General features: G+C 71.8%; 25 protein-coding genes. 9 read left to right on the top strand and 16 right to left on the bottom strand.

From position 1 onward, the window contains the following. Nucleotides 1-302 precede the first annotated feature (302 nt). Together ACQPYK_RS17475 and ACQPYK_RS17480 are read left to right on the top strand one after the other, a co-directional pair. On the top strand, nt 303-1,250 hold the full coding sequence (locus tag ACQPYK_RS17475; RefSeq protein WP_433256449.1) for an endonuclease/exonuclease/phosphatase family protein: 948 nt from the start codon (nt 303-305) through the stop codon (nt 1,248-1,250). A 99-nt stretch (nt 1,251-1,349) separates the two neighbouring features. Then, the gene (locus ACQPYK_RS17480) at nt 1,350-2,003 is read left to right on the top strand and encodes a class I SAM-dependent methyltransferase (protein ID WP_433256451.1); all 654 of its coding nucleotides are present in this window, start codon (nt 1,350-1,352) and stop codon (nt 2,001-2,003) included. Between the two features lie 241 nt (nt 2,004-2,244). On the opposite strand, the gene ACQPYK_RS17485 is transcribed toward ACQPYK_RS17480, so the two are convergent. From ACQPYK_RS17485 to ACQPYK_RS17510, 6 genes are all read right to left on the bottom strand, one after another. After that, nucleotides 2,245-2,856: an AAA family ATPase gene (locus ACQPYK_RS17485; RefSeq protein ID WP_433256452.1), complete on the bottom strand. Its 612-nt coding sequence runs from the start codon at nt 2,854-2,856 to the stop codon at nt 2,245-2,247. Nucleotides 2,857-3,109: 253 nt separating this feature from the next. Next, a complete protein-coding gene (locus tag ACQPYK_RS17490) occupies nt 3,110-4,195 on the bottom strand; it encodes a DUF917 domain-containing protein (protein ID WP_433256454.1) in 1,086 nt (361 codons plus the stop codon). Next, entirely contained in the window at nt 4,188-5,711 is a 1,524-nt protein-coding gene (locus ACQPYK_RS17495; RefSeq protein ID WP_433256455.1) for a hydantoinase/oxoprolinase N-terminal domain-containing protein, read from the bottom strand. The genes ACQPYK_RS17490 and ACQPYK_RS17495 overlap by 8 nt, the downstream gene beginning before the upstream one ends. A 42-nt stretch (nt 5,712-5,753) precedes the next feature. Next, nucleotides 5,754-7,073 carry a purine-cytosine permease family protein gene (locus ACQPYK_RS17500; protein ID WP_433256457.1) on the bottom strand — a complete coding sequence of 440 codons (1,320 nt, stop codon included), beginning with the start codon at nt 7,071-7,073 and terminating at the stop codon, nt 5,754-5,756. Nucleotides 7,074-7,097: 24 nt separating this feature from the next. Then, nucleotides 7,098-8,609, bottom strand: a complete 1,512-nt coding sequence (locus ACQPYK_RS17505) for a hydantoinase/oxoprolinase N-terminal domain-containing protein (RefSeq protein ID WP_433256459.1) — start codon at nt 8,607-8,609, stop codon at nt 7,098-7,100. Continuing rightward, nucleotides 8,504-9,592, bottom strand: coding sequence for a DUF917 domain-containing protein (locus ACQPYK_RS17510; RefSeq protein WP_433256460.1), 1,089 nt, complete (start codon nt 9,590-9,592; stop codon nt 8,504-8,506). The genes ACQPYK_RS17505 and ACQPYK_RS17510 overlap by 106 nt, the downstream gene beginning before the upstream one ends. 89 nt (nt 9,593-9,681) lie before the next feature. Between ACQPYK_RS17510 and ACQPYK_RS17515 the strand changes: the two genes are divergently transcribed. Then, a complete protein-coding gene (locus ACQPYK_RS17515; RefSeq protein WP_433256462.1) occupies nt 9,682-11,226 on the top strand; it encodes a PucR family transcriptional regulator in 1,545 nt (514 codons plus the stop codon). Nucleotides 11,227-11,455: 229 nt separating this feature from the next. Here the strand turns inward: ACQPYK_RS17515 and eda are convergent, their stop codons facing one another. The 4 genes from eda to zwf all read right to left on the bottom strand — a co-directional run bounded on the left by eda (nt 11,456) and on the right by zwf (nt 16,459). Beyond that, the gene (gene eda, locus ACQPYK_RS17520; RefSeq protein WP_433256463.1) at nt 11,456-12,067 is read right to left on the bottom strand and encodes a bifunctional 4-hydroxy-2-oxoglutarate aldolase/2-dehydro-3-deoxy-phosphogluconate aldolase; all 612 of its coding nucleotides are present in this window, start codon (nt 12,065-12,067) and stop codon (nt 11,456-11,458) included. Further along, entirely contained in the window at nt 12,064-13,020 is a 957-nt protein-coding gene (gene glk / locus ACQPYK_RS17525) for a glucokinase (protein WP_433256464.1), read from the bottom strand. Before glk ends, eda begins: the two co-directional genes overlap by 4 nt. Continuing rightward, on the bottom strand, nt 13,017-14,876 hold the full coding sequence (gene edd, locus ACQPYK_RS17530; RefSeq protein ID WP_433256466.1) for a phosphogluconate dehydratase: 1,860 nt from the start codon (nt 14,874-14,876) through the stop codon (nt 13,017-13,019). The genes glk and edd overlap by 4 nt, the downstream gene beginning before the upstream one ends. Nucleotides 14,877-14,983: 107 nt before the next feature. Beyond that, nucleotides 14,984-16,459, bottom strand: coding sequence for a glucose-6-phosphate dehydrogenase (zwf, locus tag ACQPYK_RS17535; protein ID WP_433256467.1), 1,476 nt, complete (start codon nt 16,457-16,459; stop codon nt 14,984-14,986). A gap of 145 nt (nt 16,460-16,604) precedes the next feature. Here zwf and ACQPYK_RS17540 point away from each other — a divergent pair, with 145 nt between their 5' ends. Beyond that, nucleotides 16,605-17,774: an ROK family protein gene (locus tag ACQPYK_RS17540; RefSeq protein WP_433256468.1), complete on the top strand. Its 1,170-nt coding sequence runs from the start codon at nt 16,605-16,607 to the stop codon at nt 17,772-17,774. 137 nt (nt 17,775-17,911) lie between these two features. Here ACQPYK_RS17540 and ACQPYK_RS17545 read toward each other — a convergent pair whose 3' ends face one another. The 3 genes from ACQPYK_RS17545 to ACQPYK_RS17555 are packed head-to-tail and all read right to left on the bottom strand — an operon-like array spanning nt 17,912 to nt 18,983. Beyond that, nucleotides 17,912-18,226: a hypothetical protein gene (locus ACQPYK_RS17545; protein WP_433256470.1), complete on the bottom strand. Its 315-nt coding sequence runs from the start codon at nt 18,224-18,226 to the stop codon at nt 17,912-17,914. Continuing rightward, on the bottom strand, nt 18,223-18,612 hold the full coding sequence (locus ACQPYK_RS17550) for a hypothetical protein (protein ID WP_433256471.1): 390 nt from the start codon (nt 18,610-18,612) through the stop codon (nt 18,223-18,225). The genes ACQPYK_RS17545 and ACQPYK_RS17550 overlap by 4 nt, the downstream gene beginning before the upstream one ends. Before the next feature lie 5 nt (nt 18,613-18,617). Further along, nucleotides 18,618-18,983 carry a hypothetical protein gene (locus ACQPYK_RS17555; protein ID WP_433256473.1) on the bottom strand — a complete coding sequence of 122 codons (366 nt, stop codon included), beginning with the start codon at nt 18,981-18,983 and terminating at the stop codon, nt 18,618-18,620. Between the two features lie 97 nt (nt 18,984-19,080). Between ACQPYK_RS17555 and ACQPYK_RS17560 the strand changes: the two genes are divergently transcribed. Continuing rightward, on the top strand, nt 19,081-19,341 hold the full coding sequence (locus ACQPYK_RS17560) for a hypothetical protein (protein ID WP_433256474.1): 261 nt from the start codon (nt 19,081-19,083) through the stop codon (nt 19,339-19,341). A gap of 89 nt (nt 19,342-19,430) precedes the next feature. Here ACQPYK_RS17560 and ACQPYK_RS17565 read toward each other — a convergent pair whose 3' ends face one another. Then, a complete protein-coding gene (locus ACQPYK_RS17565; RefSeq protein WP_433256476.1) occupies nt 19,431-19,625 on the bottom strand; it encodes a CsbD family protein in 195 nt (64 codons plus the stop codon). A gap of 75 nt (nt 19,626-19,700) precedes the next feature. Here ACQPYK_RS17565 and ACQPYK_RS17570 point away from each other — a divergent pair, with 75 nt between their 5' ends. After that, a complete protein-coding gene (locus ACQPYK_RS17570) occupies nt 19,701-20,441 on the top strand; it encodes a hypothetical protein (RefSeq protein WP_433256477.1) in 741 nt (246 codons plus the stop codon). 74 nt (nt 20,442-20,515) lie between these two features. On the opposite strand, the gene ACQPYK_RS17575 is transcribed toward ACQPYK_RS17570, so the two are convergent. Then, nucleotides 20,516-20,806: an HPr family phosphocarrier protein gene (locus ACQPYK_RS17575; protein ID WP_433256478.1), complete on the bottom strand. Its 291-nt coding sequence runs from the start codon at nt 20,804-20,806 to the stop codon at nt 20,516-20,518. Next, nucleotides 20,790-21,182, bottom strand: a complete 393-nt coding sequence (gene dhaM, locus ACQPYK_RS17580; protein WP_433256480.1) for a dihydroxyacetone kinase phosphoryl donor subunit DhaM — start codon at nt 21,180-21,182, stop codon at nt 20,790-20,792. The genes ACQPYK_RS17575 and dhaM overlap by 17 nt, the downstream gene beginning before the upstream one ends. A gap of 57 nt (nt 21,183-21,239) precedes the next feature. Between dhaM and ACQPYK_RS17585 the strand changes: the two genes are divergently transcribed. The 3 genes from ACQPYK_RS17585 (at nt 21,240) to dhaK (ending at nt 24,112) form a co-directional block, all read left to right on the top strand. Then, entirely contained in the window at nt 21,240-22,016 is a 777-nt protein-coding gene (locus tag ACQPYK_RS17585; protein WP_433256482.1) for an IclR family transcriptional regulator, read from the top strand. 333 nt (nt 22,017-22,349) lie between these two features. Next, nucleotides 22,350-23,117 carry an MIP/aquaporin family protein gene (locus tag ACQPYK_RS17590; RefSeq protein ID WP_433256484.1) on the top strand — a complete coding sequence of 256 codons (768 nt, stop codon included), beginning with the start codon at nt 22,350-22,352 and terminating at the stop codon, nt 23,115-23,117. Continuing rightward, nucleotides 23,114-24,112, top strand: a complete 999-nt coding sequence (gene dhaK / locus ACQPYK_RS17595) for a dihydroxyacetone kinase subunit DhaK (RefSeq protein ID WP_433256485.1) — start codon at nt 23,114-23,116, stop codon at nt 24,110-24,112. The genes ACQPYK_RS17590 and dhaK overlap by 4 nt, the downstream gene beginning before the upstream one ends. Nucleotides 24,113-24,215 lie beyond the last annotated feature (103 nt).

Raw genomic sequence — 24,215 nt, forward strand, 5'->3', positions numbered from 1 at the left:
CTCGCGTGTTCTCCGAAAGCGGCGCTCCATGCGGCCGGAGTCTAACCCGGCCCTCAGGAGTCACCATGGTAGGGACGGTTCTCGTCACCGGCGCCGCCGCCCGCGTCCACCCCGCCCGTGTGGAGGACGGTGTGGAGGGCAGTGTGGAGGACATCGTCGGCCGACGGTAAAGTCATCGGCCCGGCGCGGGCATGACGGCTCCCTGCGTCGCCTGTCTCCGCACCGCATCCGCCGGCGCTGTGATGGACTACCGCGGTGAAGGGCGCCGGAACCCGCAGCGGCCGAAAGGATCTCTCGTCATCATGTGGTCGCGGTTTCCGGGCGGGCTGACAGCGGCCGCGGGAGCCCTGGTCGCCTTCGTCCTGGCCGGGCACCGGCTGCTGCCCAACTGGCGGGGGATGGGTAACACGCTCGACAGCGGCCTGCCGTGGCTCGGCCTCGCGGTCCCCGTCCTGGCGGTGGCCGCGCTCGTCCGGTGGTCACGACTCGCTCTGGCGGGGGCCTTGATCCCGGCCATGACGTGGGTGCTGCTGTTCGGGCCCGCGTTCGTCCGCGAAGCCGGCGCCGGGCCGCGGGACCTGCGCGTGGTCCACCAGAACGTCAACTACGCCAACGGCGACCTGCCGAGGACCGCCCGGGCTCTGCGGTCCGCCGGCGCGGACATCCTCGTGGCGGCGGAGGTCCCCGACGACCCGGTGCTGCAGAACGGAACGGTCGACCCCGCCTTCGCCAAGGAGATCGACCCCGGCTATCCCTACCGGTTTCCCGACAACCCGGGTGTGGCGGTGTGGAGCAGGTATCCCTTCGACGGCCGGCCGCAGCCCGTGCCCGGGGTGGTGCGCTCACGGCATGCGATCATCCACACGCCGCAGGGCGAGGTCAGCTTCTACGCGGTGCACCTGGCGTCCTTCCGCCCCGACCGGCCGTCCTTCATCGCCAACCGCAACGCCGAGGTGGAGGCCCTGGCCCGCGCGCTCCAGGGAGACCCCAGCTCCCGGATCATCGTCGTCGGCGATCTGAACACCGCCAGCACCGACCGGGAGCTGAGCCGCCTCACCGCACTCCTGTCGCCCGTGTCGGAGCAGGCCGGCACCGGCCTGCAGTTCACCTGGCCGGCGGTCCTGCCGGCCGTCCGCCTGGATCACGTGCTCACCCGCGGGTTCACGGCCCTCGACAGCCGGGTGCTGCCGAGAACGGTCAGCGACCACCGCGCGATCCTGGCCGATCTGAGGGTCTCCACCCGACGGTAGGCGGCAGATCCGCGCGACGACGCCCGCGCCGGGTGGCCCGTGACCTGGCCGATCCGCCGGTCACCCGGTGAAGCGGCGACGAGCGGGAAGAAGGACACCATGGCCGCCACGGGTGTCAACCATCCGATCTTCGCCCGCTTTTACGCCCGAATCAGCCGGGTCGTGGAAGATCGAGGGCTGGCCGAACATCGCCGGGCACTGCTGGCGGGCCTGTGCGGGCAGGTGATCGAGGTGGGCGCCGGAAACGGGTTGAACTTCGCCCACTACCCGCCCACCGTCACGCGCGTGCTCGCGATCGAGCCGGAGCCGCGGTTGCGCCGCCTGGCCCGCGCGGCGGCCGAGCGGGCGCCGATCCCGATCGAGGTGAGCGACGGCCTGGCCGAGCACCTGCCGGCCGCCGACGGCGTCTTCGACGCCGCGGTGGCCTCACTGGTGTTGTGCTCGCTGCCCGACCCGCACGCGGCGCTGAGACAGATGCGCCGGGTGCTGGGCAGGGGCGGGCAGCTGCGGTTCCTGGAGCATGTGCGCGCCGACTCGGCCGGACTCGTTCGAGTGCAGGATCTGCTGGACGCCACCGTCTGGCCGCGCCTGGCCGGTGGCTGTCACACCGGCCGCGACAGCGCGGCGGCGATCCGGCAGGCCGGGTTCACCATCACCGCTTTGGAGCGCTTCTCGTTCCCGGCCGTGCGCACGCCGATGTCCTTCTTCATCCGGGGAACGGCTCGCCCGTCCGCGCCCGGGGCGGCGCCCTGATCGCGCCGGGCGCGGACGGACGCGGTTCACAGGAATCGCTGGGCGAGGCTGTGGTCGCAGGCGTAGATGTGCATGGCCAGGCCGAGCTGCCTCGACTGTCCGGGGACGTCGAGTCAGTGGTTGCTCGTGTCGCCGGCCGTGGACCGAATCTCGTACGGCACGTCCACCAGGTCCCGGTCCACCAAGGTCCACCGTTCGTTGCTGATGGACCGGTTCCACACCCTCACCGCTCGTCTCGGCGTCAGCTCGTCTCGGTGTCAGTGACTTCGTCCCCGTCGAAGCGGATGGCGCGCAGCAGGTCCGAGGCCGGCCGGTCCAGCACGACGACGCCCGCGGCCGGGGGGAGCGCGCCGCTGCGGGCACGGCCGACGAGCACCCGCCAGCGCCGGCAGTGCCGGGCGAAGCCGGCGGCGGTGACGACCCTGCCGCGGGAGAGCTGTCCGGCGCGTGCGGTCTGCGGATCCACATCGAGCAGGATCAGATGGACCTCGCTGCCGACCCGGCGGGCCAGCCAGGCGAAGCCGTACAGGATGTGCGGCCAGGTGCCCCGGGTGTGCGCGACGACGCCGTGCCCGCGTAACAACGCCCGCGCGATCCTCGACACGTGGGTGGCGTGCACGATCGGGGTGCGGATCCGCGGCGGGATCGGGCCGAGGTAGCGCGCCCACCAGTTGCGGGACTGTCGCGAGTCGATCACCCATACCTCGCCGGCCCGGACCGGTTCCCGCTCGTCGCCGCGCAGCCCGTACAGCCGGTCCAGCAGGGTGCTCTTGCCCGCGCCGGGAAGTCCCGCGAGCAGCACCAGCGACCCCGGGGGATAGTTCAGGTCCTCGGCGGACCTCTGGCCGGTCACCACGGCAGCGGCCGGTGGCGACCGGTGCCGGAGGTCTCCCCGGGCCGGGGCGGGCCGGGGAGAACCCCGTCGGAGATGTGGGGTGATGTGTCTGCGAGCATGGGGGCTCCTCGAATGCGCTCGGCCATTCGAGGTCTCCTTCACCCGCACCTCGCGGGCGACCGCCCGGGGACGCCGCAGGGCGTCCGTATTGACCGGGCCGGCTCTTGGGAAGTACTCCCCTCGTCCTCACAGGTTAGGGGACCGCGGCGGATCACTCCACCTTTTCCGGGACCGACCCCGCGCCGGACAGCGGCACGTGATCGCAGTCATAGCCGAAGTAACGCGGCCCGGCGAGCGCCAGGCCACCGGGAGTGAGCCATCGGGGGTCGCAGGGAGCCGCGATCACCGTGACGCGCAGGCCGTACCGCATGGCCTCGGTGGTGACCGGTTCACCGGTGTCGGTGTCCAGCACGCAGATCAGGTCGGGAGTGGTGGCGACGATCACGCCGTCGCGTACGGCCAGCAGATGCTCGTTCTGGAAGCTCAGCTCAAGGGCGCCGTCCGGGCTCTCCAGCCGTGCGCGGCCCCGGGCGAAGCCGCCGGTGGTGCGGCGCTCCACGTCCACGACCTTGCCGGCGAGCAGACGCACGCCGCCCAGCAGCCGCCTGGCCGCGTCCACCGGGTCGGCGTGCTCGGTCCGGGCCAGCCGTACGGCGCGGCCCAGGTCCTCGGCCAGCGTGAGCGTCGCCGGAACCAGCCCGTCGCGCAGCTGGTCGCCGCGGAGCACGGTGTCGGCGCAGGAGACCTGGCAGCCCATCTCCACGCAGGCCGCGCGGGCGATCCTCTCCGACCACCGGTTGGAGACCGCGTCGACGACCAGGGTGTTGCCCTTGTCGTCGGCGAGGGCCATCGGGGTGGTCGAGACGCCGATCAGCGTGGGCAGCACCATCTGGGCCTCGGGGAAGGCTCGCCCCATCGCGTCCCCGTCGACCAGCGGCAGCCCGGCCTGAGCGGCGGCGGCGATCGGGATCATGGAGTTCACGCCGCCGATCTCGATCGGGACGATGTGGGTGGCCCGCCGGCCGAGCACCGCCTCCAGCGCGCGCAGGGCGGTGAGCTCCTCGGTGCCCGCCGGGAGCTTCTCCAGCAGCACGGTCGGCGCGCCCATGCCGGAGATCGGCACGACGGTGGCGTCATACGGCACCTCGTCGATGTCCAGGACGGTCACCGGGCCGTGGGCGAGGATCGCCTCGCGGGCCAGAAGCTTGCCGATGTAGGGGTCGCCCCCGCCGCCGGTGCCGAGGATTCCGGCGCCGCGGGCGAGGTCGTCGAGCTGGTCGGCTCCGAGTTCACGCATTGATCTTCTCCAGGTCCAGGTCGCCGACCGCTTTGACACGGACGCGGGTCGCACCGCCGGGCAGGTAGGCCAGGGGGATCTCCTCCACCTCGACGATCCGCACGCCGCCGGTGCGGGCGCCGGCCCGCTCGGCACGGGAGACCGCCTCGTCGCGGGCCTCGTCCAGCATGGCCTCGCGGGCTCCGGAGAAGACCTGGTCCACCTCGCCGCCGACCTGCGCGATGGCCGCGCCGACGGCGTTGGCGACGGCGAAGTGGCCGGGACGGCGGACCTCGTCGAAACCGGGCGGGCCGTCGGGGATGAGGACGCTGCCGCCGCCGACGGCGACGACGGGCAGCGGTGCGGCCGAGGTCCGCATCCGGTCCACGGTCTCGGCGACGCGCTCGGCGATCGCCGCCAGCGCGGCGCGCGGGTCGAGATGCGCGACGAGCGAGGGGTCGCCGATCTCGGCGTACCCGGCGGCCACCGCCAGATCGGTGGCGGTCAGGGTGGAGCCGCCGAAGACCAGGGCCTCCTCGGTGAGCCGGTAGCCGACGCTGCGCGGTCCGGCCGAGCCGTCCGGGCCGATGAGCGAACCGCCGCCGATGCCGAGCGACAGCACGTCCGGGATGCGGAAGTTGGTCCGCACCCCGGCCAGCTCCGCCTCGCCCGAGGCTTCCCGGGGGAAACCGCCGACCAGGATGCCCACGTCGGTGGTGGTGCCGCCGATGTCGACCACGGCGCAGTCGGTGAGCCCGGACAGGTACGCCGCGCCCCGCATCGAGTTGGTCGGCCCCGAGGCGAACGTCGCCACCGGGTAGCGCTGCGCCTGCCGTGCGTCCATCAGCGTCCCGTCGTTCTGCGACAGGAAGAGCGGGGCGACGATGCCCGCGGTCTTCAGCGCGTCCTCGAACGCGCCGGCGATGTGCTCGGCGAGCGGCCGCAGGGCGGCGTTGACGATGGTGGCGTTCTCCCTGGCCAGCAAGCCGATCCGGCCGATCTCGTGGGAGAGCGACAGGTGGACCTCCGGGCCGAGCTCGGCGGCGAGGATCTCCGCGGCCCGCAGCTCGAACTCCCCGCTGACCGGGGAGAAGACCGAGGAGATCGCCACCGAGCGAAGACCCCGGGCCGAGATGTCGGCCGCGACCCGCCTCAGCTCCTCGGGGTCGAGCTCGGAGACGGGGGTGCCGTCGTACTCGTGGCCGCCGTGGCACAGGTAACTCTGCCCCCTGACGACCTCGCGCAGCCGGGAGGGCCAGTCGACCATCGGGGGCAGCGCGGCCGTGGCGGGCAGGCCGAGCCGTACGGCGGCGACCGGCTCCAGGCGGGAGGCCTCCACGAGCGCGTTGACGAAATGGGTGGTGCCGATCATCACGGCGGAGGCGTCGACGGCGCCGAGGGCGGTGATCGCCCCCGCGACGCCGGAGGTGACGTCCGCCGTGGTGGGGGACTTGACGGCGGCCAGCACCTCGCCGGCGTCGCCGAGGAGGGCGGCGTCGGTGTTGGTGCCGCCGACATCGATTCCGATGCGCATCATGCTCTCTTCCGGATGACTTCCAGGCGTGTACGGCGGTGACTTTCAGGCGTGTACGGCGGGCTGTTCGACGGGCAGTTCCCGCGTTCCCCGGACCAGGCCGAGCTTCCCGGCCGCGACGTAGCCGAGCCCGGCCAGGACGAGCGAGTTGAGCGCGGGGATGCCGATCCACCCGTAGACGTCGCTCAGCCAGCCGACCAGGGCCGAGGCCGACCAGATCAGGAGGGTGGCGGGCACCCAGGCGGGCTCGGTCTGGGGCAGCCGCCCGAGCTCCCGGGAGGCGTCCAGGACGGGACGCCAGCGCTTGACCACGAAGTATTCGGCGACCATGATCCCGGCGATCGGCGGGGTGACGACGCCGAGGACGAACAGGAAGCCGGCGAAGGCGTCCAGGATTCCGGCGGCGGCGGCGATGCTGCCCAGCAGGCCGATTCCGACGGTGACGGCGACCCGGTTGAGCCGCAGGCCGACCGTGGACTCCACGGCGTTCATCAGCCCGAGCGTGGCCGAGTACAGGTTCCAGTTGTTGATCTTCACGGTGGCCGAGACCAGGATGACGACGCCGACGACGCCCGAGGAGGCGGTGATGATCGCGATGATGTCGGAGGTCTTGACGGCGTAGGCGAGGAGCACCCCGGCCAGGCCGAGCACGTACTCGCCGAGGGAGATGCCGACCAGCGTCTGCTTGACCACGTCGGCGGTGTTGCGGTTGAACCGGGTCATGTCCGGGGTGGTCACCGCGCCGACGATGTAGGAGCCGGCCACGATCGTCGCGCCGGTCGCGATCGTGATCGGCGTGCCGAACGGCGCCGAGGAGATCAGCTCACCGAGGCTGTGCCGGGAGACCTCCACCCACATGGCCCAGCCGGCCAGCCCGAGGAAGGCGGGCACGGTGACGAAGGCCGTCCAGCCCATCGCCCGAAATCCCCGCAGGACCAGGGCGGTCACGCCGAGCCCGGCGATGAGCGACCAGGCCCACAGGGGGATGCCGTCCATGATGGCGTGCAGGCCCGCCGCGAAGACCGCGGTCTGCACGCCGAACCAGCCGAACAGGCTCAGCGTGATGATCACGCCGATCAGCGTCGAGCCGTACCGGCCGAACCCGGTCCAGCGGGCCAGCACGGAGGTCGACAGGCCCTCGCGCATCCCGGCGATGCCGACGAAGATGCAGACGACCTCCAGGATCACCGAGCCGAGCGTGAAGGCCCAGAACGCTCCCCAGAACGACAGTCCCGCGCCCAGCGTCGCGCCGAGCAGGAACTGCGTCAGGTCCGACAGCTGGCCGAAGCGCTGTACGGCCACGTTGAACCACGAGTAGCGGGCCTCTTGCGGGACCCGCTCCAGCGGGTAGTCCTCATCGATCATTTCAGGGCCTTTCCAGGGGGGTTGTCACAGTCGTGAGGGCGGACCGGCCGCCCGGGCGCGGAGCCTGAGGAACGGGCCGGGCAGGTAGGGCAGCGGGGAGGCGCCGGTCTCGACGATCTCGATGTGCCGGGGGTCGGCTCCGGCGCGCACCGCGTGCGCCCGCGCCTCCTCGACGACGGCGTCGAGCGCCTCGGCGAGCCGGTCCCGCTCCTGCAGCCGGACGATCCGCTCGCACTGCCCGCCGACCGGGCTGGTCGCCGCGCCGATCGCCCCGGCCGTCCGGCCGTGCTCGGGCCGCCGCACGTCCGGGACTCCCAGCATTCCGTCCGCTACGGCGGGCGCCCCGCCGCCCACCATGACCACCGGCAGCCGGTCGACGCCCGGCTGCAGCCGGTCCACCGCCTCGGCCAGCTCCGTGAGGCCGTCGTCCGGGGCGCGGGGCACCCGGATCAGCTCCGGGATGCGGAAACCCACCGGGACGCCGCCGATGTCGGCTCCCCGCGCGGTCTCCTCGGGGAAGCCCCCGGCCAGCACCCCCACGCGGATCCGGCTCGCGCCCACGTCGACGACCACCGCGTCCCGCAGGCCGGTCAGCATCCCCGCGCCGCGCAGCGTGCTGGCGGGCCCGCTGCCCAGGCTGAGCCCGGGATGCCGGGCCAGATACTCCAGGCTCATCAGTGTGCCGTCGCCCCGGGTCACGAAGACCGTCGCGCGGGGAAGGGCGAGGGCCAGCCGTTCGGCCGTCTCCCGGGCGAAGCGGGAGAGCGCCGCGTCCAGGATCGTCGCGTTCTCCCGCTCGATCAGCCCCAGGGAGCCCAGGTCGGCGGAGAGGGAGATCGGCAACGGCCCGAGCTCGGCGCGGATGATCTCCGCGGCCTCGTGCTCCTGGCCTCCGTCGACGGGCGCGAACACGCCGGTCACGGCGACGGCCTCGACCCGCCCCGCCACCCGAGCCGCGAATCGCGCGACCGCCTCGCGGTCGAGCGGGGTCCAGTGCTCGGGGCCCAGCCCGCCGCCGCCGTCGACGATCTCCGCGTCCGCCCCGACCGCCGTCAGCAGGTCGGCGGGCCAGCCGAAGAACGGCCGGACCGCCTGAGCGGCGGGACCGCCGATCCGCAGCGCCGCGACCCGGCAGAGCCCGGTGCGCCCGGCGACCGCGGTGGCGGCTCCGCGCAGCCCGACGGCGACCCGGGCGCCCCCGCCGAAGCCGGTCGGGCCGAAGGCCCCGGACTCCCTGGGCGCGGTGAGTTCGGTGAGCTCCAAGAGCGTCTCCCCGGGCTCGGTGAGCTTCGCGAGCGCCGTCAGGGCCGCGACCACGCCGGCCACCGGGTCGCCGTGGACCGAGCCCACCTTGACCGTGGCCAGCACGGCTCCGGTGTCGTCCAGGGCGGCGGCGTCGGTGTTGGTGGGGCCCACGTCCACGCCGACGTTCATCTCTGCGCCTCCGGCCTCGACGACGGTGCCGACGACGGTGCCGATGACCGCCCCGATGAGCGCCCCGATGAAGGTGCCGCCGGTGGTGCCGCCGGGTCGCACGGCAGGGGAGGCCGGGGAAGACCCGACAGGCCGAAGGCCTCCGGGCCGCCGAGCCGGAGCCCGGCGGGAGTCCGCCAGACGGGGGCGCACTCCAGATGCACGACGCCGACGCGCAGGCCGTACCGGAGCTGCTCGACCTGGACGGTCTCCCCGCCCCTGGTGTCCAGCAGCGCGATGACGTCCGGGACGGCGGCCAGCAGGCGGCCGTCCTCGAAGACCGCGAGGTATTCGCTCTGCGCCTCGATCCGGACGAGCCGTCCGGCGTCCGGCCCCAGCCCTTCGACGAGGATCGAGCCGTCCTCCACCGCGGTGACCTTCCCGGTGACCAGAGGGCCGGGAAGGTTCTCCCCGATCTCGACCGCGCGGGTGACCGAGCCGGTGACGGTGCAGGTCCGGACCTGGCCGGCGCGCAGCACGTATTCGCTGGAGGCGACCTGACCGCCGAAGGCCTCCAGCGACACCCGCACCAGGCGCTCCAGCCAGCGTCCGTCCACGTGGTCGATCACCACGGTCCGGCCGCGTTCGTCGCACAGGACGGCGGGCGTGGGGCTGATCCCGTGCAGCTCCATCGCCGTCTGATCCATGCGGGGGAAGGCCCGGCCCATGCCGTCGGCGTCCACCAGCGGCAGTCCGAGATAGGCCGCCCACGCCACGGCGACGCATCCGTTGGCCCCGCCGATCTCACTCGGCATCAGCGCCCCGACCCGGCCGCCGTGCGACTTCTCGACCTCGGCGCGCAGATAGGCCGGCTCGCCCCTGCCGCCGATCCGCTCGAGCTGTACCGCGGAGGTGCCCGCGCTGCCGCAGGGCATGACGAGAACGTCCGGATCCAGCTCCTCCGGCTGCACGACGCGGACCGGGCCGTGCTCCTCCAGCGCCTGCTGGGCCACCGCCCGCATCATCGCCACCGACCCGCCGCCGCCCGATCCCAGGACGGCGCAGCCGCGCGCGTACGCGGGAAGCAACTCGATGTCGATGTCCACACCGAAAGGCTATGGACAACCCTCCGCATGCTCCCTGTGCTGGGAGAACACGGTTAGCCGGAAAAATGTGACCCTGGCACACTGGGAAGGTGATAGACCGCCTGTTGAGCGCTCCCGGCCTCGACGGACTCCGGCATCTGGCCGGTCCGCTGGGCGCCCGGCGGGTCGGCCGCGTCCGGCTGGCGGAGGACCTGCGCGACCTGGCCGGCCAACCGCCCGGTTCGGTGATCGTGCTGACCGGCGCCGCCACCCGGCAGGCCGCGGGCTACCGCCTGGACGTCGCCATTCGCGACGCCGCCGCCGCCTCGGCAGTCGCCCTGGTGCTCACCTCCTTCGACGGTCCGTTGCCCGTCACCGCGACGGCCCTGGCCGAGCGGGGCGGCCTGGCCCTGCTCGCCTTCACCGGAGATCTCGCCGAGCTGGCCGTGGCGGCCGAGCGCGCCCTGTCCGGCTCGGCGGCCGACGCGCTGGTCCGGGCGGAGGCGGCGGCCTCGGCCGTCCTGCGGGCGGGCGGCGACCCGGACCGGATCGCGACCGCGGCGTCCCGATCACTCGGCGTCCCCGTCCGCACAGACGGCACGACCTTCTCCGCCTTCTCCGCGCCCCCCTTCTCCGCCTTCTCCGCGCACGCGCCGGACGAGTTCCCCGGCGGGCCGGACGCGCCGGGCGGGCTTCGCGGCGACTGCGGGGAAGCGGATCTGCGCGGTGATCTCGAGAACCGGCCCGGGGAACCGGGCGGCGGCGCGGCGCGCCCCGGGGCGCCGGGGGGTCATCTCGCCCTCGCCGTACGGCTGGTCCTCGACGTCGCCGCCCTCGCCGCCGCCGCCGGTCACGCCGACGACCACCCGGTGCGCTCACGCTCGCAGCTGCTGACCGAGCTGCTGGTCGCCCCCGAGGAGCAGGCGTTCCGGCTCGCCACCCGCGCACGTGCCCTCGGGCTCGCCGTCGACTCCTGGCACATCGCGCTCCGCGTGGAGCCCACCGCGCTGACCGGCCCGGACCGCTACGCCGTACTCGACGCCGCCGAACCCGTCGCGGCGCGCCTGCTGCGGTCGGGCGGCGGCCCCGACTGGCATCCGGCCCGCGCCGACGACGCGTTGATCATCATCCGCACCCAGCAGCTCGACCCCGGCAGGGAGGGCCTGCGGGCCGCCGTCGTCGCCGCCGAACGGCTGCTGTCGCGCCTTCGCGACCGCTTCCCCGGCGCGGACCTGCGCTGCGGGGTCAGCGGTGCGCATCGCGGTCCACTCGGCCTGCGCGCCTCGGCACTCGAAGCACGTACGGCGCTGCTCCGCAGTCCGGCCGCGACCTCCCCGGTCACCGCCTACGACGTGGCCGGCCTCGATCGCATGCTCGTGGAATGGTACTCATCCGACGCCGCCCGCCAGGCCGTGCAGGAGCTCCTCGCCCCGCTGCTGGCCCTCGGCCCCAAGCGAGCCGAGCCGCTGGTGCGGACCCTGCAGTCCTACCTCGACCACCAGGGCTCGCCCGCACGCGTCGCCGAGGAGCTTCACCTGCACCGCAACGCGGTCAGCCAGCGGATCCGGCGCATCGAGGACCTCCTGCGCGCCGATCTCGACGACCCCCAGCAGCGCCTGGCCCTGCAACTCGCCTGCCGGGCGGCCCGCATCTGAGAGCGCGGCGGACGCGGGCCCGCCACGCGACGGAACCGATCAGCACAGAAGATCGGCACAGAAGACCAGTACGGGAAAGGCCCGTGGCCGCCGGGTAAGGCGACCACGGGCCGGGTCCCATGAGCATCACACCGGGTCGCGGTGACTCATGGCCGCGGGCGGACCAAGGGAGGAGGCGGCCCACCCGCGAGGCTCCCGGTGATCTGCGGCGACTGCCGGAAAAGCGGTTCTAGCGGAGCGCGGCCGCCTCGGCGGCCAGCTTCTCGATCCGGGCGTAGTCACCGGTGGCCAGCGCGTCGGCGGGGGTGAGCCAGCTTCCGCCCACGCAGCCGACGTTCGGCAGCGCGAGATAGTCGGGAGCCGTGGTGAGCTTGATCCCGCCCGTCGGGCAGAATCGCACGTCGGGCAGCGGGCCGCCGAGCGACTTCAGGTACGGGAGCCCTCCGGCGGCCTCGGCCGGGAAGAACTTCATCTCCGTCAGCCCACGCTCGGCCAGCGCCAGGACCTCCGACGCCGTCGCCACACCGGGCAGGAACGGCACGCCGCTCGCCTCCATGGCGTCCACCAGCTTCGGCGTGCTGCCCGGGCTGACCAGGAACCCGGCGCCGGCCGCCACGGAGGCCGCCACATCGGCCGGGGTGCGGATGGTTCCGGCGCCGATCACCGCTTCGGGCACCTCGGCGGCGATCCGCTCGACGGCCTTCAGGGCGTCGGCCGTGCGGAGGGTCACCTCGATGACCGGCAGACCCCCCGCCACCAGGGCGCGCGCCATGGGCACCGCGGCCTCCAGGTCGTCGATCACGACGACCGGGATGACCGGGGCGATGTCCAGCAGACTCATGCGTACTCCATATTCGACAGGCGCTGGTTCAACCAGGCCGCCGCGCCGACCAGCGCGGGCTGGGGGGCCACGATCAGGGCCGTGGTGATGGCGGACAGGTAGTCGTTCAACGTCGGGGTGGCCTCGAACCGGCGGCGGAAGTCGCTGGCGCGGACCCGCTCCACGATACGGGGCAGCACGCCGCCGCCCAGATAGACGCCGCCACGGGCGCCCAGGGTCAGCGCGACGTTCCCGGCGAAGGTGCCGAGCATGCCGCAGAAGACCTCCACGGTCTCCGCGCACAGCGAGTCGTCCAGCCGGGCCACGATGTCCGAGGCCGACAGCCGCGGCGCGTCCACACCACGCACCAGCGCGAGCCCGCGGTGCAGCCGGGTCAGCCCCGGCCCCGACAGCAGGTGCTCGGCCACCACGTGCTGCAGGCCGTCCGCGCGCAGCGCCTGGACGATCGCGTGATCCCGCTCGTCCAGGACCGGCATGGTGACATGGCCGCCCTCACCGGGGATCGGCACCCAGCCCCGGCCCGCGGGTACCAGGCCGCCCACGCCCAGCCCGGTTCCCGGGCCCAGCACGGCCTTGACCCCGCGAGAGGGCTCCGGTCCGCCCAGCGAGACCAGATCGCCGCCGCTCAGGTGCGGCAGGGACGCCGCCAGGGCCTCGAAGTCGTTGAGCAGCTCGGCGTTCGGGATGCCCAGGTCGCGCACCGAACCGGACCATCCGGCGTTGGTGAGCCGATAACGGTCGCCCTCGACCGGACCGGCGATCGCGATGCAGGCCGCTCCCGGCTGAACTCCGCCCGCATGTTCTGCGAGATAGGCGGCTACGGCTTCGGGAAGCCCGTCGTGATCCGCGCCGGCCAGTACGGCCACCGCCTCCGGCTGCCCGCCCGGCTCCATGACCAGTCCGAACCGCGCGTTGGTGCCGCCGATGTCGGCGACGAGCCAGGGAAGGCTCATCGGGCCTCCTCGCTCTCGGCGCGGCCGTTCAGGGCGAAGATCCCGGCGCCGCGCTCCGCGGGGCCCGCCGTACGGCGGAACGCGGCGAACAGCTCGCGGCCGGTGCCCACCCACTGGGCGTCGGTGAGCGGCGCCCCCTGCGGCGTGCGGGCGGCCAGCTCCTCGGCCGGGACCAGCAGCTCCAGGGTGCCCGCGGTGGAGTCGAGACGGATCGGGTCGCCCTCCTGGACCAGCGCGATCGGACCGCCGTGGGCGGCCTCGGGCGACAGGTGGATGGCGGCCGGGACCTTGCCCGAGGCACCGGACATGCGGCCGTCGGTGACGATCGCCACCCGTTGTCCCCGATCCAGCAGCACCGACAGCGGCGGGGTGAGCTTGTGCAGCTCGGGCATGCCGTTGGCGCTCGGCCCCTGGTAGCGGATGACCGCCACGAAGTCCTGCCCGTCCAGCTCGCCCGCCTCGAAGGCGCGCAGCAGCTCCAGTTGGTCGTCGAAGACCTTCGCCGGGGCCTCCACGATCAGATGCTCGTCCTTGACCGCGGAGACCTTGCTGACCGCGCGGCCGAGGTTGCCGTCGAGCATGTGGATGCCCCCGTCGGGGGAGAAGGCGTTCGAGACCGGGCGCAGCACGTCCGGGTCGGCGCTGCCGCCGGTGCGCTCCTCCCAGACCAGCTCGCCGTCCTTGAGCTCGACGGAGGAGCGGTAGTGGTCCAGCCCGCGACCGGCGATCGTCAGCACGTCGCCGTGGAGCAGCCCGGCGTCCAGCAGGTCGCCGATGAGCACCTGCATGCCGCCGGCGGCGTGGAAGTGGTTCACATCCGCCTGCCCGTTGGGGTACATGCGGGTCAGCAGTGGCACCACCTTCGACAGCGCGGCCAGGTCGTCCCAGAGCAGGTCGATGCCGGCGGCCGCGGCGATCGCGACGATGTGCATGGTGTGGTTGGTCGAACCGCCGGTGGCCAGCAACGCCACGCAGGCGTTGATGATCGCCTTCTCGTCGACCACCCGGCCCACGGGCGTGTACTCCTCGCCGTGCGCGGTCAGTTCGACCGCCCGCCTGCCCGCGGCCTTGGTCAGGGCCTCGCGCAGCTCGGTGCGCGGGTTGACGAAGGTCGAGCCCGGCAGGTGCAGGCCCATGACCTCGATCATGACCTGGTTGGAGTTGGCGGTGCCGTAGAAGGTGCAGGTGCCGGGGGAGTGGTAGGACTTCGACTCGGCGTCGAGCAGCTCGCCCTTGCCGACCTTGCCCTCGGCGAACAGCTGCCGGGTGCGGGCCTTGAGCTTGTTGGGCAGGCCGGAGGCCATCGGCCCGGCCGGCACGAACACCGCCGGCAGGTGGCCGAAGTGCAGCGCCCCGATCAGCAGGCCCGGCACGATCTTGTCGCAGACGCCGAGCAGGAGAGAGGTGTCGAACATGTCGTGCGAGAGGGCGATCGCGGTGGCCATCGCGATGACCTCGCGGCTGTAGAGCGACAGCTCCATCCCCGCGCGGCCCTGCGTGATGCCGTCGCACATGGCGGGCACGCCGCCGGCGAACTGCGCGACGCCGCCCGCCTGGCGGACGGCCGCCTTGAGGATCGGCGGATAGGTCTCGTACGGCTGGTGCGCCGACAGCATGTCGTTGTAGCTCGACACGATCGCCACGCCCGGCTTGACACCGGCCCGCAGATGCCGCTTGTCGTCCTCTTCCGCGGCCGCGAAGCCGTGAGCCAGGTTGGCGCAGCCCAGACTGGCCCGGGCCGGTCCGCGCCGGCGGGCGGCCTCGGCTTCGGCGTCGAGCCGTGCCAGATAGGCGGTACGGCTGGCGCGGCTGCGCTCGATCAGGCGGTCGGTGATCTCCTGGATGACGGGGTTCACCCGGCCTCCTCCATCGTTGTCGGGTCGGTCTGCGTGTCCTGCTCGGCCCGCGTCGCCGGGTCGGCCTGCGTTGTCTGTGCGGTCTGTGCGGTCCGCGTGCTCGCTACTCATGCGGGGTCCTCCTCGTGCCAGAAGCGCCCGCTGCGCAGGACGAGCTCGTGGGCTCCGGCCGGGCCCGGGGAGCCCGCCGGGTACGGCTCGGGCGGCGTGCCCCACGACTCCCATTCGCGCAGGATCGGGTCGATGAACCGCCAGGCGGCCTCCACCTCGTCGCGGCGCATGAACAGGGTCGGGTTGCCGGTCAGGACGTCCATGAGCAGCCGCTCGTAGGCCTCGGGCACCCGGGTGGTGAAGGTCTCGGCGAAGCTCAGGCTGAGCGGGACCGGCTTGAGCGCCACCTCGCCCGCACCCGGCTCCTTGGCCATGATGTGCAGCTCGATGCCCTCGCTCGGCTGCAGCCGCAGGACCAGGCGGTTGGGCGCGCTGCCCGGGAAGATCGAGTGGGGCACGTCCTTGAACTGCACCACGATCTCCGAGCGCCGGTACGGCATGCGCTTGCCGGTGCGCAGGTAGAACGGCACACCCGCCCAGCGCCAGTTCTTCACCTCGGCGCGGATCGCGGCGAAGGTCTCCACCTGGCGAGAGGCCTCGGTCGGCGCGGTGTTGTCGGGCTCGTCCAGATAGCCCGGGACCGGCACGCCGCCCGACTCGCCGGCGGTGTACTGGCCGCGGACGGTGAAACGGTCCACCTCGCCGCCGGTGATCGGTCGCAGCGACTCCAGGACCTTGACCTTCTCGTCACGGATCGACTCGCGGTCGTTGCGCGACGGCGGCTCCATCGCCACCAGGCAGAGCAGCTGGAGCAGGTGGTTCTGCACCATGTCGCGCAGCGCGCCCGCGTGGTCGTAGTAGCCGCGGCGACCCGGCGTGCCCACGGTCTCGGAGGCGGTGATCTGGACGTGGTCGATCCACAGGGAGTTCCAGATCGGCTCCAGGAACGCGTTGGCGAACCGCAGGACGAGCAGGTTCTGGACCGTCTCCTTGCCCAGGTAGTGGTCGATGCGGTAGATCTGCCGCTCGTCGAAGATGGCGCCGACCTCGTCGTTGATGCGTTGGGCACTGGCCAGGTCGCGGCCGAGCGGCTTCTCCAGCACCACCCGTGAGGCGGGCGTCACCAGACCGGCGCGGTTCAACTCCCGGCAGAACGGGCCGAACGTCATCGGCGGGCTGGCCAGGTAGAACACCCGATCCCGCTGCTCGTGCCCGGCGAGCAGTTCGGTGATCTTCGCCCAGCCCGTCATGTCCTCGCCGCCGATGTCGACCGACACGTGGTGCAGGCGGCCGAGGAAACGCTGCCAGGTGTCCAGATCGTCCACCGGCACGGAATCCCGCACCTCGGCGTCCACCTTGCCGCGGAAGTCGGCGTCGTCGAGCCCGCCGCGGGACATCGCGATTATGCGGGTCTCGGGGGAGAGGCGGCCGTCACGGTCGCAGTGGTAGAGCGCCGGTAGGAGTTTCCGCATGGAGAGGTCGCCTGTGCCACCGAAGACGATCAGGTCGGCGGATTGCGGTGTCTCGGACATGGGGTGTGCTCCATAGTGATCTACCGAAATTGGGGATAGATAGGACAGTAGTCATATCTTGCGCTCCGCACAAGCGGAGTTTTGTAATCTGAGATGAGAAAGGTCGAAGTTTTCATTTCCTAAGTGGGTGTGATTCACTTGGCCGATGCCTCGACGTCCCGCTGCCGCGCTCGCCACCAGCGGTGAGGTGCTTCGCCTCATCCGCACCGGTGAAGCTGTCACGCGCGCGGACATAGGGCGCGTCACCGGCCTGTCCCGGCCCGCCGTCTCCCTGCGCGTCACCGAACTGCTGGACCGCGGCCTCGTCGTGGAAGACAGCGAGGGTCCCTCCACCGGCGGCCGGCCGCCCACACGTCTGGTCTTCAACGCCTCCGGCGGCGTCGTGCTGGTCGCCTCGCTGGGTGCGAGCCGCGCGCAGATCGCCGTCTGCGACCTCGCCGGATCCGAGCTGACGGGCAGGACACTGGCCGTCGACGTGGAGGAGGGCCCGGACGTCGTCCTTCCGCTGGTCATGGACACCTGGAGCGAGCTGCTCGATGACCGGCCGCTCTCCCAGGTACGCGGTGTCGGCCTGGGCGTCCCCGCCACGGTCGAGTTCGCGGCCGGCCGTACCGAGAGCGCCCGCATCATGGCGAACTGGACCGGCGTCGCCATCCCGCCGATCATCGCCGAGCGTTTCCCGGTCCCGGTCTTCCTCGACAACGACGTGAACGTCATCGCGATCGGCGAGCACCGCGCGGTCTACGCGGGCGAGGCCGACGACCTGCTGTTCATCAAGGTCTCCACCCGGATCGGCTCCGGTGTCATCGCGGGAGGCGAGATCCTGCGCGGCGCGCTCGGCGCGGCCGGGGAGATCGGGCACATCCCGGTCCGTGACGGCGGGGGAGTGCTGTGCCGCTGCGGCAACATCGACTGCGTCGACTCGGTCGCCAGCGGCACCGCCATCCTGCGCGACCTGCGCGCCCGGGGACACGAGGTCAAGAACCTGACCGACGTGGTGAGCCTGGTACGGGCAGGCGACGCCGAGACCATGACCGTGGTCCGCAACGCCGCCCGGATGCTCGGGGAGGTCGTCGCCAGCGCGGTCAACCTGCTCAACCCCGCCGTGGTCGTCCTCGGCGGCGACGTGGCCGAGACCTTCCAGCCCATGGTGTCGGGCGTGCGCGAGGTCGTCCACCGCCGCTCGACCGCCCTGTCCACCCGCAACCTGCGGATCGAGCGCAGCCGTCTCGGCCCCGGCGCGGGCATCGTCGGCTGCGCCCACATGGTCCTCGACCACATACTTTCACCCGAGGCCGTCGACGCCGTCTCGTGAACCGGTTCATAGGGCCCGCGGGCCGGGTCCACGGCCGGACTCCCGACACGGGGCGTTTTCCAGGTCAGGAATTTCCGATCCAGGCGGCTCCGAGGGGGTCCCCGCCTCCCGGAGCCGCCGCCGGATCATCGAATCCCTCAGCCCGCTTCTTCGGTGGTGGCATCCGGTCGGTGTGACTGGCGGCGGACCGCGAGGGTGATGAACACGATCACGATCACCGCGAGCACGGCCATGGCGACGATCAACCAAGTGAGGCCGGTGGCGAAGCCGAACACGCCGAGGATGGCGATCGGTATCAGCCCGAACGAGCCCAAGCGGATGTACACCACGTCACGCGGTGTCGCCCGAACCATCGGCTTGCCTCTTTCGGACATCTCCTCCGGCTGTCCTTCGGGATTCATCTTCTCCTCCTTCGATAAGGATCCCCCTGTACCCGGGAGCCCTCCCGTCATGTGCCCTGAGAACGTTCGATTGCCTTGGCCAGTCCTTCGGAATCGGCGAGCGTGAGGGTTGCACCCGGGTGGGTGAGGAACCCACCCGGGGCGAGTGCGGGCACCGGGGTGTGGAAACGGACGCAGACGCCGCGCCGGGTGTTGGTCCCGAAGCTCACTCCCCGGTCGGCCAGCGAAAGATGCGGGCCGATCACCTTCCACGCCGTGTAGGGACCGGTCATGGTGGTGCCGGCGACGTTGGACACGGGCGTGCGCAGCAGCCAGGGCCCGAAACGCACCGTGAGCCCGCCGTTCTCGACCAGGGCGAAGGCCCGCTCGGGCGTCACCCCGATCAACCGGAGGGGAAGCCTCCAGGTCGGATCGATCGCGAAGCCGAAGCGTGGCATGCCGATCAGCGATCCCAGGGAGCGGTGTCGCCCATCTTGGCGTAGTACTTGGCCAGGTGGGATTTGATGCGGTCGACGTCCTCATCGGGCACGTCGACCCCGCCCCGCGCTCCTTGCATGACCGCTCCGGCGGCCATGACGGCATGTGGCACCGCCTTGAGCCTCCCGTCGATCACATCGGCGATCAGCAGCTTGTGGCTCTCGAACTTGTCAGGGTCATCGCCGTCGTACCAGACATGCGCGTCGCGGTACTTCGCGTTGGGCTCATCCTCGGCTCCCGCCCACGCGCGGACGCGCTTCTCCGCCGCGTCTCCGTCCCAGTGCCGCTCGCGGTCGGCGAGGGGGAGATCCTGAAATCGCGTCACCGTCATGATGGTGCTCCTTCCTCCAGGGGATTCTGTACCCGGTTGTCTGACTCCATGCCTGGTGGGCGACATATTTAGACTTTTGTCGGGGAGAGGGGGTGTCATGACCGAGCACCGTGCAGTGAACGAGAAGACGGATGGATCCGACCCCTCACCGGAGAGCCCGCCGCCCGCGGCCCCGCGAGGCGTCGATGGGGAGAGCCGGGTCGTGGCGGAGAGGTCGGGGGCCGACACCTCCTTCCCCGAGCGCCCGCTTCTGGCCGACCCCGACGACGCGCGCAGTTCCGCCGGGACCGACTCGGCGGCTACCGGGGAGGAGTCAGGCAAGCGCGCTCCCGAACCCGAGGTGGGACCGGCGTCCTGAGCCTTTCCACGGCCTTGAAAGGGGCGTGAAACGACGGAGGCCCCGGAAATCGGGGCCTCCGCCGCAGGTCCGGTCGGTCCGGACGGTGGTCAGCTCTTGAAGGCGTCCTTGACCTTCTTCATGCCGTCCTTCGCCTTTTCCCCCGCCTGCTTGAGGTTGCTCTCCGCCTGGTCGGCCCTGCCCTCGGCTTCCAAGCTCTCGTCGTCGGTGGCGCGACCGGCGCCTTCCTTGAGCTTGCCCTTGAGCTCTTCGGCCTTGTTGGAGAGCTTGTCGTCAGCACCCATGGTGTGATTCCTCCCTCTTACGCGAAGTTCTCTTCGTGCAGGAATACTTAGTGTCCGCAGATGAGAGGGGTAAACATGGGCCGCGCTGTTCCCGACGTGACACCGGACGGGATGAGCTCACCGGATGGGCGTCCGGCCTGGCGCGTGCTGTTGCTCTGCGGGGCCTCCGGCGCAGGGAAGAGCCGGGTCAGCTATCCGCTGGCACGGCACTACGGGACCCCCATCGTCGAGGTGGACGATCTCGTCGAGGCCCTGCAGGCCATGACCACTCCGAGCCAGCAGCCACTCCTGCACTACTGGCGGACTCATCCCGAAGCCGCTGCCCGGCTCGCCCCGGCCGACATCGTCGACCTGCAGATGGCCATCGCGGAGGTGCTCATCCCGGCCGTGGACGCCGTCGTGGGCAACCATCTGGAGACCGACACCCCGGTGATCGTCGAAGGGGACTACCTGTTGCCCGCCTTCGCCCTGCGCGACAGCTTCGCCGGCGTCCCCGCCGCCGGGAGGGTCGCCGCGGTGGTCATCCGTGAGCCGGACGAGGATCGGCTCGTGGAGAACTACCGGCATCGTGAACCCGATCACGGCGAGCAGCGCCACCGCGCCCGGGTGAGCGTCCTCCACGGTGAGCGGCTCGCCGCGCAGGCCGCCGAGGCGGGTGTCCCGGTGGTGGCCGCACGTCCCTGGGCCGACGTGGCCCGCCGCGTCATCGCGGCTCTCGACGTGCCCGTCTCGTCGGAGGAGCGATCCGCGGCGCGCCTGACCGCTCCTGCCGGCCTGACCGCTCCTGCCGGTCTGACCCGCTCCCTGACAGCCTGACCGCTCCCTGACGAACCGCCGGGACCGTGGAGTCGCGCTGCCCGCAGTGGGTGAGAGCGGTCGGGGCCGGCCGTTCAGTCGATTTCGTTGAGCAGCCGGGCGAGCACCTGCGCGGCGTGTTCGGCGCCGGGCCCTTCGGCGCGGACGGTGACGGTGGAACCGGCCGTGGCCCCCAGACCCATGACGGAGAGGATGCCGGTGGGGTTGACCGTCCTGCCGGCGTACTCCAGCCGGACGGCCGGTCGGAGGCCCGCGGCGACCTGGGCCAGTTGCCCGGCCGGACGCGCGTGGAGCGCGGCGGGCAGAACGACGGTGATCTCGGCGACCTCCGCGTCCGTGGTGACGGGATCAGAACTTGCGGACATGGCGTGCCTCCTCGGCTGACGCGACGACGGTCGCCAGGTCGGCGCCGGTCGCGGCGGTGGCGGCGACTGCGACCGACCCCTCGACGAACGGGGTATCGATCATGACGACGGTGGAGTCGGGGTGGTCCTCCAGGACCGTACGGGTGGTGAGCACGGAACTGCCGAGATCGGGCAGGACCACGACACCGGCCCCTCGGTCGGCGTCGGAGATCGCTTTGCTGATGAGCGTGTAGCTCGTCCCGATCTCTCCGTCCTCGGTGCCGGCCGCGACGTGCACGGGCACCGCGCCGGAAGTGATCTGTTCCAGGAGTTCGGCCAGTCCGGAGGCCAGCCGAGGGCTGTGAGACACGAGTACGATGCCGACAGGTTCACTCATGAACGCTAACCATATATTTCGGAACAACGTTCAGCAATACCGAACGAATGGCGGCCCATGATTCAGTCAGTGCAACGTGCGGTGGAAATCCTGCGACAGCTTGCCTCCGCGGGGTCGAAGCTCGGTGTGACCGAACTTTCCGAGCGGCTCGGCGTCGCCAAGCCGACGGTGCACTCGATGCTGCGGACGCTGGAGGCGGAGGGGCTGGTGGTGCAGGATCGTGACTCCAGCAAGTACGGGCTGGGTCCTGGCCTGCTGCATCTCGGCAATGCCTATCTGGACGGCCACGAGCTGCGTACGCGGTCGATGACCTGGGCCGACTCGCTGGCGACCCGGACGGGTGAGGCCGTGTGGGTGAGCGTGCTCACCGGTGACCACGTGCTGGTGGTGCACCACGCCTTCCGTCCCGAGGGGGCGATCCAGATCCTTGAGGTCGGCGCCAGCATTCCCTGGAGCACCTGCGCGCTCGGTAAGGCGATGGTGGCGTTCGGGTCCGAAGCCGTCGAGGCGGAACTGCTGGCGGCGGAGCCGGCCGTGCTGACCGGCCGGAGCGTGACCGATCCGGCCCGGCTCGCCGAGCAGTTGGAGGCGGTGCGCCACGTCGGATATGCGATCGAGGATCAGGAGTCCGCCATCGGGGATGCGGGTATCGCGGCCCCGGTGTTCGACCGTTCGGGAGAGGTGGCCGGTGCCATCGGCCTCGTCGGGCCGGTCGAGCGGCTGCTGGCCGAGGGGCGGCGGGAAGAGCTGGCCGTCGCGGTCCGGGAGACCGCCCGCAACCTCTCCCGCGACCTCGGTGCGGCCCGCGGGCACGCACGCCGCGCCGCCGGTTGACGCCGCTGGTCGACCCCGCCGGTCGACGCTGTGGACCGGAGCCGCCGGTCGACGTGGGCCGGCGTTTTCGGTCGCTGACGCCTTCGATCGAGGACGCCGATCGAGGACGCCGATCGAGGACGCTGATCGAGCTGATCGAGGGCGTGGATCGGGGTGCCGGCCGGGCGAATCCGGCCGGATCTCCGGTAACGCGACTGTCACAAGCCCGAAACACCCCCTTGACACCACTTTAGGACGAGCTTAAATTCCGACCAATGTTCATCATTGGTGAACAGGGTTCAGCTCTCATCTGAGGAGGTGAGGCGCTTGGCGGCGATGCCGTCAAGCGGGGTCATGGCAGAAAACAGCCAAACGCAGAAACTGCTGGCCGAGACGCTCGGCACGGGAACCCTCGTATTCATCGGTGTCGGCTCGGTGCCGGCCACTCTCATGGTCGGCGGTGACGCGCCGTTCACCATGGCCCAACTGGGAATGATCTCCCTCGCCTTCGCCACGGCGGTCGTCGCCATGATCTACACGATCGGCCACGTCTCCGGCTGTCAGATCAACCCGGCGGTCACGCTGGCGCTGGCGGCGACCGGGAAGATGCCCTGGCGGGAAGTGCCCGGCTACCTGGCGGCGCAGGCGCTGGGCGCGATCCTGGGCAGCCTGGCCATCATCGGCGTGCTGGGCCACAAAGCCGTCGCGGCGGGTCTGGGCATCGCGGCCTACGGCCAGGGGGTGGGAGCTGGACAGGCGTTCATCGCCGAGGCGATCGGCACCTTCCTGCTGGCGCTCGTGGTCTTCGGCGCGATCGACGGCCGCGCGCCCGGCGGCTTCGCCGGGATGGCGATCGGCCTGGCCGTCTTCGCGATCATCATTCCGGTCGCTCCCGCCACCGGAGCCGCGATCAATCCCGCGCGCGCGTTCGGGCCGATGCTCGTCGGCCAGTTCGCGGGAGCCGAGGTGCAGTGGGGACAGTTCCCCGTCTACGTCGTCGCCGAAGTGATCGGAGCGGTGCTCGCCGGAGTGGTCTACGAGTTCGTCCTCAACACACGCCGGGCGGCGCAGACCGCCGCTCCGGCCGTCGAGCCGGTCATCGTCAAGGAGGCACTGTCGTGAAGAAGTTCATCAACAGCCCCGACTCGGTCCTGCGGGACGCGCTGATCGGCGTGGCGGCGGCCCACCCCTCCCTTCGAATCGACTCCGACGGTCGTGTCGTCACCAGGGCCGCCGCGACCCCGCCCGGCAAGGTGGCGCTGATCTCCGGCGGCGGCAGCGGGCACGAGCCGCTACACGGCGGGTTCGTCGGAACGGGCATGCTGGACGCCGCCTGCCCCGGCGAGGTCTTCACCTCCCCGGTGCCCGACCAGATGCTCGCCGCCGCGGGAACGGTCGACAGCGGCAGCGGAGTGGTCTTCATCGTCAAGAACTACACCGGCGACGTCATGAACTTCCAGCTCGCCGCCGAGCTCGCCGCCGACGTCGGCATCACCGTGGAGACCGTACTGGTCGACGACGACGTGGCGGTGAAGGACTCCACCTGGACCGCGGGGCGGCGCGGCACCGGCGCCACCGTGTTCGTCGAGAAGATCGCCGGCGCCCTCGCGGAGCAGGGCGCCCCGATCAAGGAGGTCGCCGAGCTCGGCCGTCAGGTCAACGCCGCCTCCCGCTCCTTCGCCATCGCCCTCACCTCCTGCACCACTCCCGCGGCCGGCAGGCCTGGTTTCGTCCTGCCCGACGACGAGATCGAGATCGGCGTCGGCATCCATGGCGAACCCGGCCGCCGCCGCGGGAAGATCCGGCCCGCGGCGGAACTCGCGGACGCCATGGTCGAGGCGATCCTGGCCGACATGCCGTTGTCGGCCGGCGACAAGACCATCGTCATGCTCAACGGCCTGGGCGCCACCCCCTTGATCGAGCTGTACGTGCTGTTCGGCGAGGTGGCGGCACGGCTCTCCGAGCAGGGCGTGATCATCGCTCGCAGCCTGGTCGGAAACTACGTCACGAGCCTCGACATGGCCGGTGCGTCTCTCACCGTCTGTCATGCGGACGAGCGGATGCTCGCCCTGTGGGACGCCCCGGTCAACACCCCGGCGCTGCGCTGGGGAGTCTGACCGCAGCGGGCCGCGTGACACCGGTCCGGTGTGACACCGGCTCGTGTGACACCGGACCGCCTTCCGCCCACCACATCGCCGCATCTCACGCCCCGGCCGCCCG

This window comes from Streptosporangium sp. CA-135522 (assembly GCF_050949235.1).
GTDB lineage: Bacteria > Actinomycetota > Actinomycetes > Streptosporangiales > Streptosporangiaceae > Streptosporangium.

Coding starts and splice junctions, on each gene's coding strand:
- ACQPYK_RS17475 (WP_433256449.1), top strand. CDS start 303: ATGTGGTCGCGGTTTCCGGGCGGGCTGACAGCGGCCGCGGGAGCCCTG.
- ACQPYK_RS17480 (WP_433256451.1), top strand. CDS start 1,350: ATGGCCGCCACGGGTGTCAACCATCCGATCTTCGCCCGCTTTTACGCC.
- ACQPYK_RS17490 (WP_433256454.1), bottom strand. CDS start 4,195: ATGCGTGAACTCGGAGCCGACCAGCTCGACGACCTCGCCCGCGGCGCC.
- ACQPYK_RS17495 (WP_433256455.1), bottom strand. CDS start 5,711: ATGATGCGCATCGGAATCGATGTCGGCGGCACCAACACCGACGCCGCC.
- ACQPYK_RS17500 (WP_433256457.1), bottom strand. CDS start 7,073: ATGATCGATGAGGACTACCCGCTGGAGCGGGTCCCGCAAGAGGCCCGC.
- eda (WP_433256463.1), bottom strand. CDS start 12,067: ATGAGTCTGCTGGACATCGCCCCGGTCATCCCGGTCGTCGTGATCGAC.
- glk (WP_433256464.1), bottom strand. CDS start 13,020: ATGAGCCTTCCCTGGCTCGTCGCCGACATCGGCGGCACCAACGCGCGG.
- zwf (WP_433256467.1), bottom strand. CDS start 16,459: ATGTCCGAGACACCGCAATCCGCCGACCTGATCGTCTTCGGTGGCACA.
- ACQPYK_RS17540 (WP_433256468.1), top strand. CDS start 16,605: ATGCCTCGACGTCCCGCTGCCGCGCTCGCCACCAGCGGTGAGGTGCTT.
- ACQPYK_RS17545 (WP_433256470.1), bottom strand. CDS start 18,226: ATGACGGGAGGGCTCCCGGGTACAGGGGGATCCTTATCGAAGGAGGAG.
- ACQPYK_RS17550 (WP_433256471.1), bottom strand. CDS start 18,612: ATGCCACGCTTCGGCTTCGCGATCGATCCGACCTGGAGGCTTCCCCTC.
- ACQPYK_RS17555 (WP_433256473.1), bottom strand. CDS start 18,983: ATGACGGTGACGCGATTTCAGGATCTCCCCCTCGCCGACCGCGAGCGG.
- ACQPYK_RS17560 (WP_433256474.1), top strand. CDS start 19,081: ATGACCGAGCACCGTGCAGTGAACGAGAAGACGGATGGATCCGACCCC.
- ACQPYK_RS17565 (WP_433256476.1), bottom strand. CDS start 19,625: ATGGGTGCTGACGACAAGCTCTCCAACAAGGCCGAAGAGCTCAAGGGC.
- ACQPYK_RS17570 (WP_433256477.1), top strand. CDS start 19,701: ATGGGCCGCGCTGTTCCCGACGTGACACCGGACGGGATGAGCTCACCG.
- ACQPYK_RS17575 (WP_433256478.1), bottom strand. CDS start 20,806: ATGTCCGCAAGTTCTGATCCCGTCACCACGGACGCGGAGGTCGCCGAG.
- dhaM (WP_433256480.1), bottom strand. CDS start 21,182: ATGAGTGAACCTGTCGGCATCGTACTCGTGTCTCACAGCCCTCGGCTG.
- ACQPYK_RS17585 (WP_433256482.1), top strand. CDS start 21,240: ATGATTCAGTCAGTGCAACGTGCGGTGGAAATCCTGCGACAGCTTGCC.
- ACQPYK_RS17590 (WP_433256484.1), top strand. CDS start 22,350: ATGGCAGAAAACAGCCAAACGCAGAAACTGCTGGCCGAGACGCTCGGC.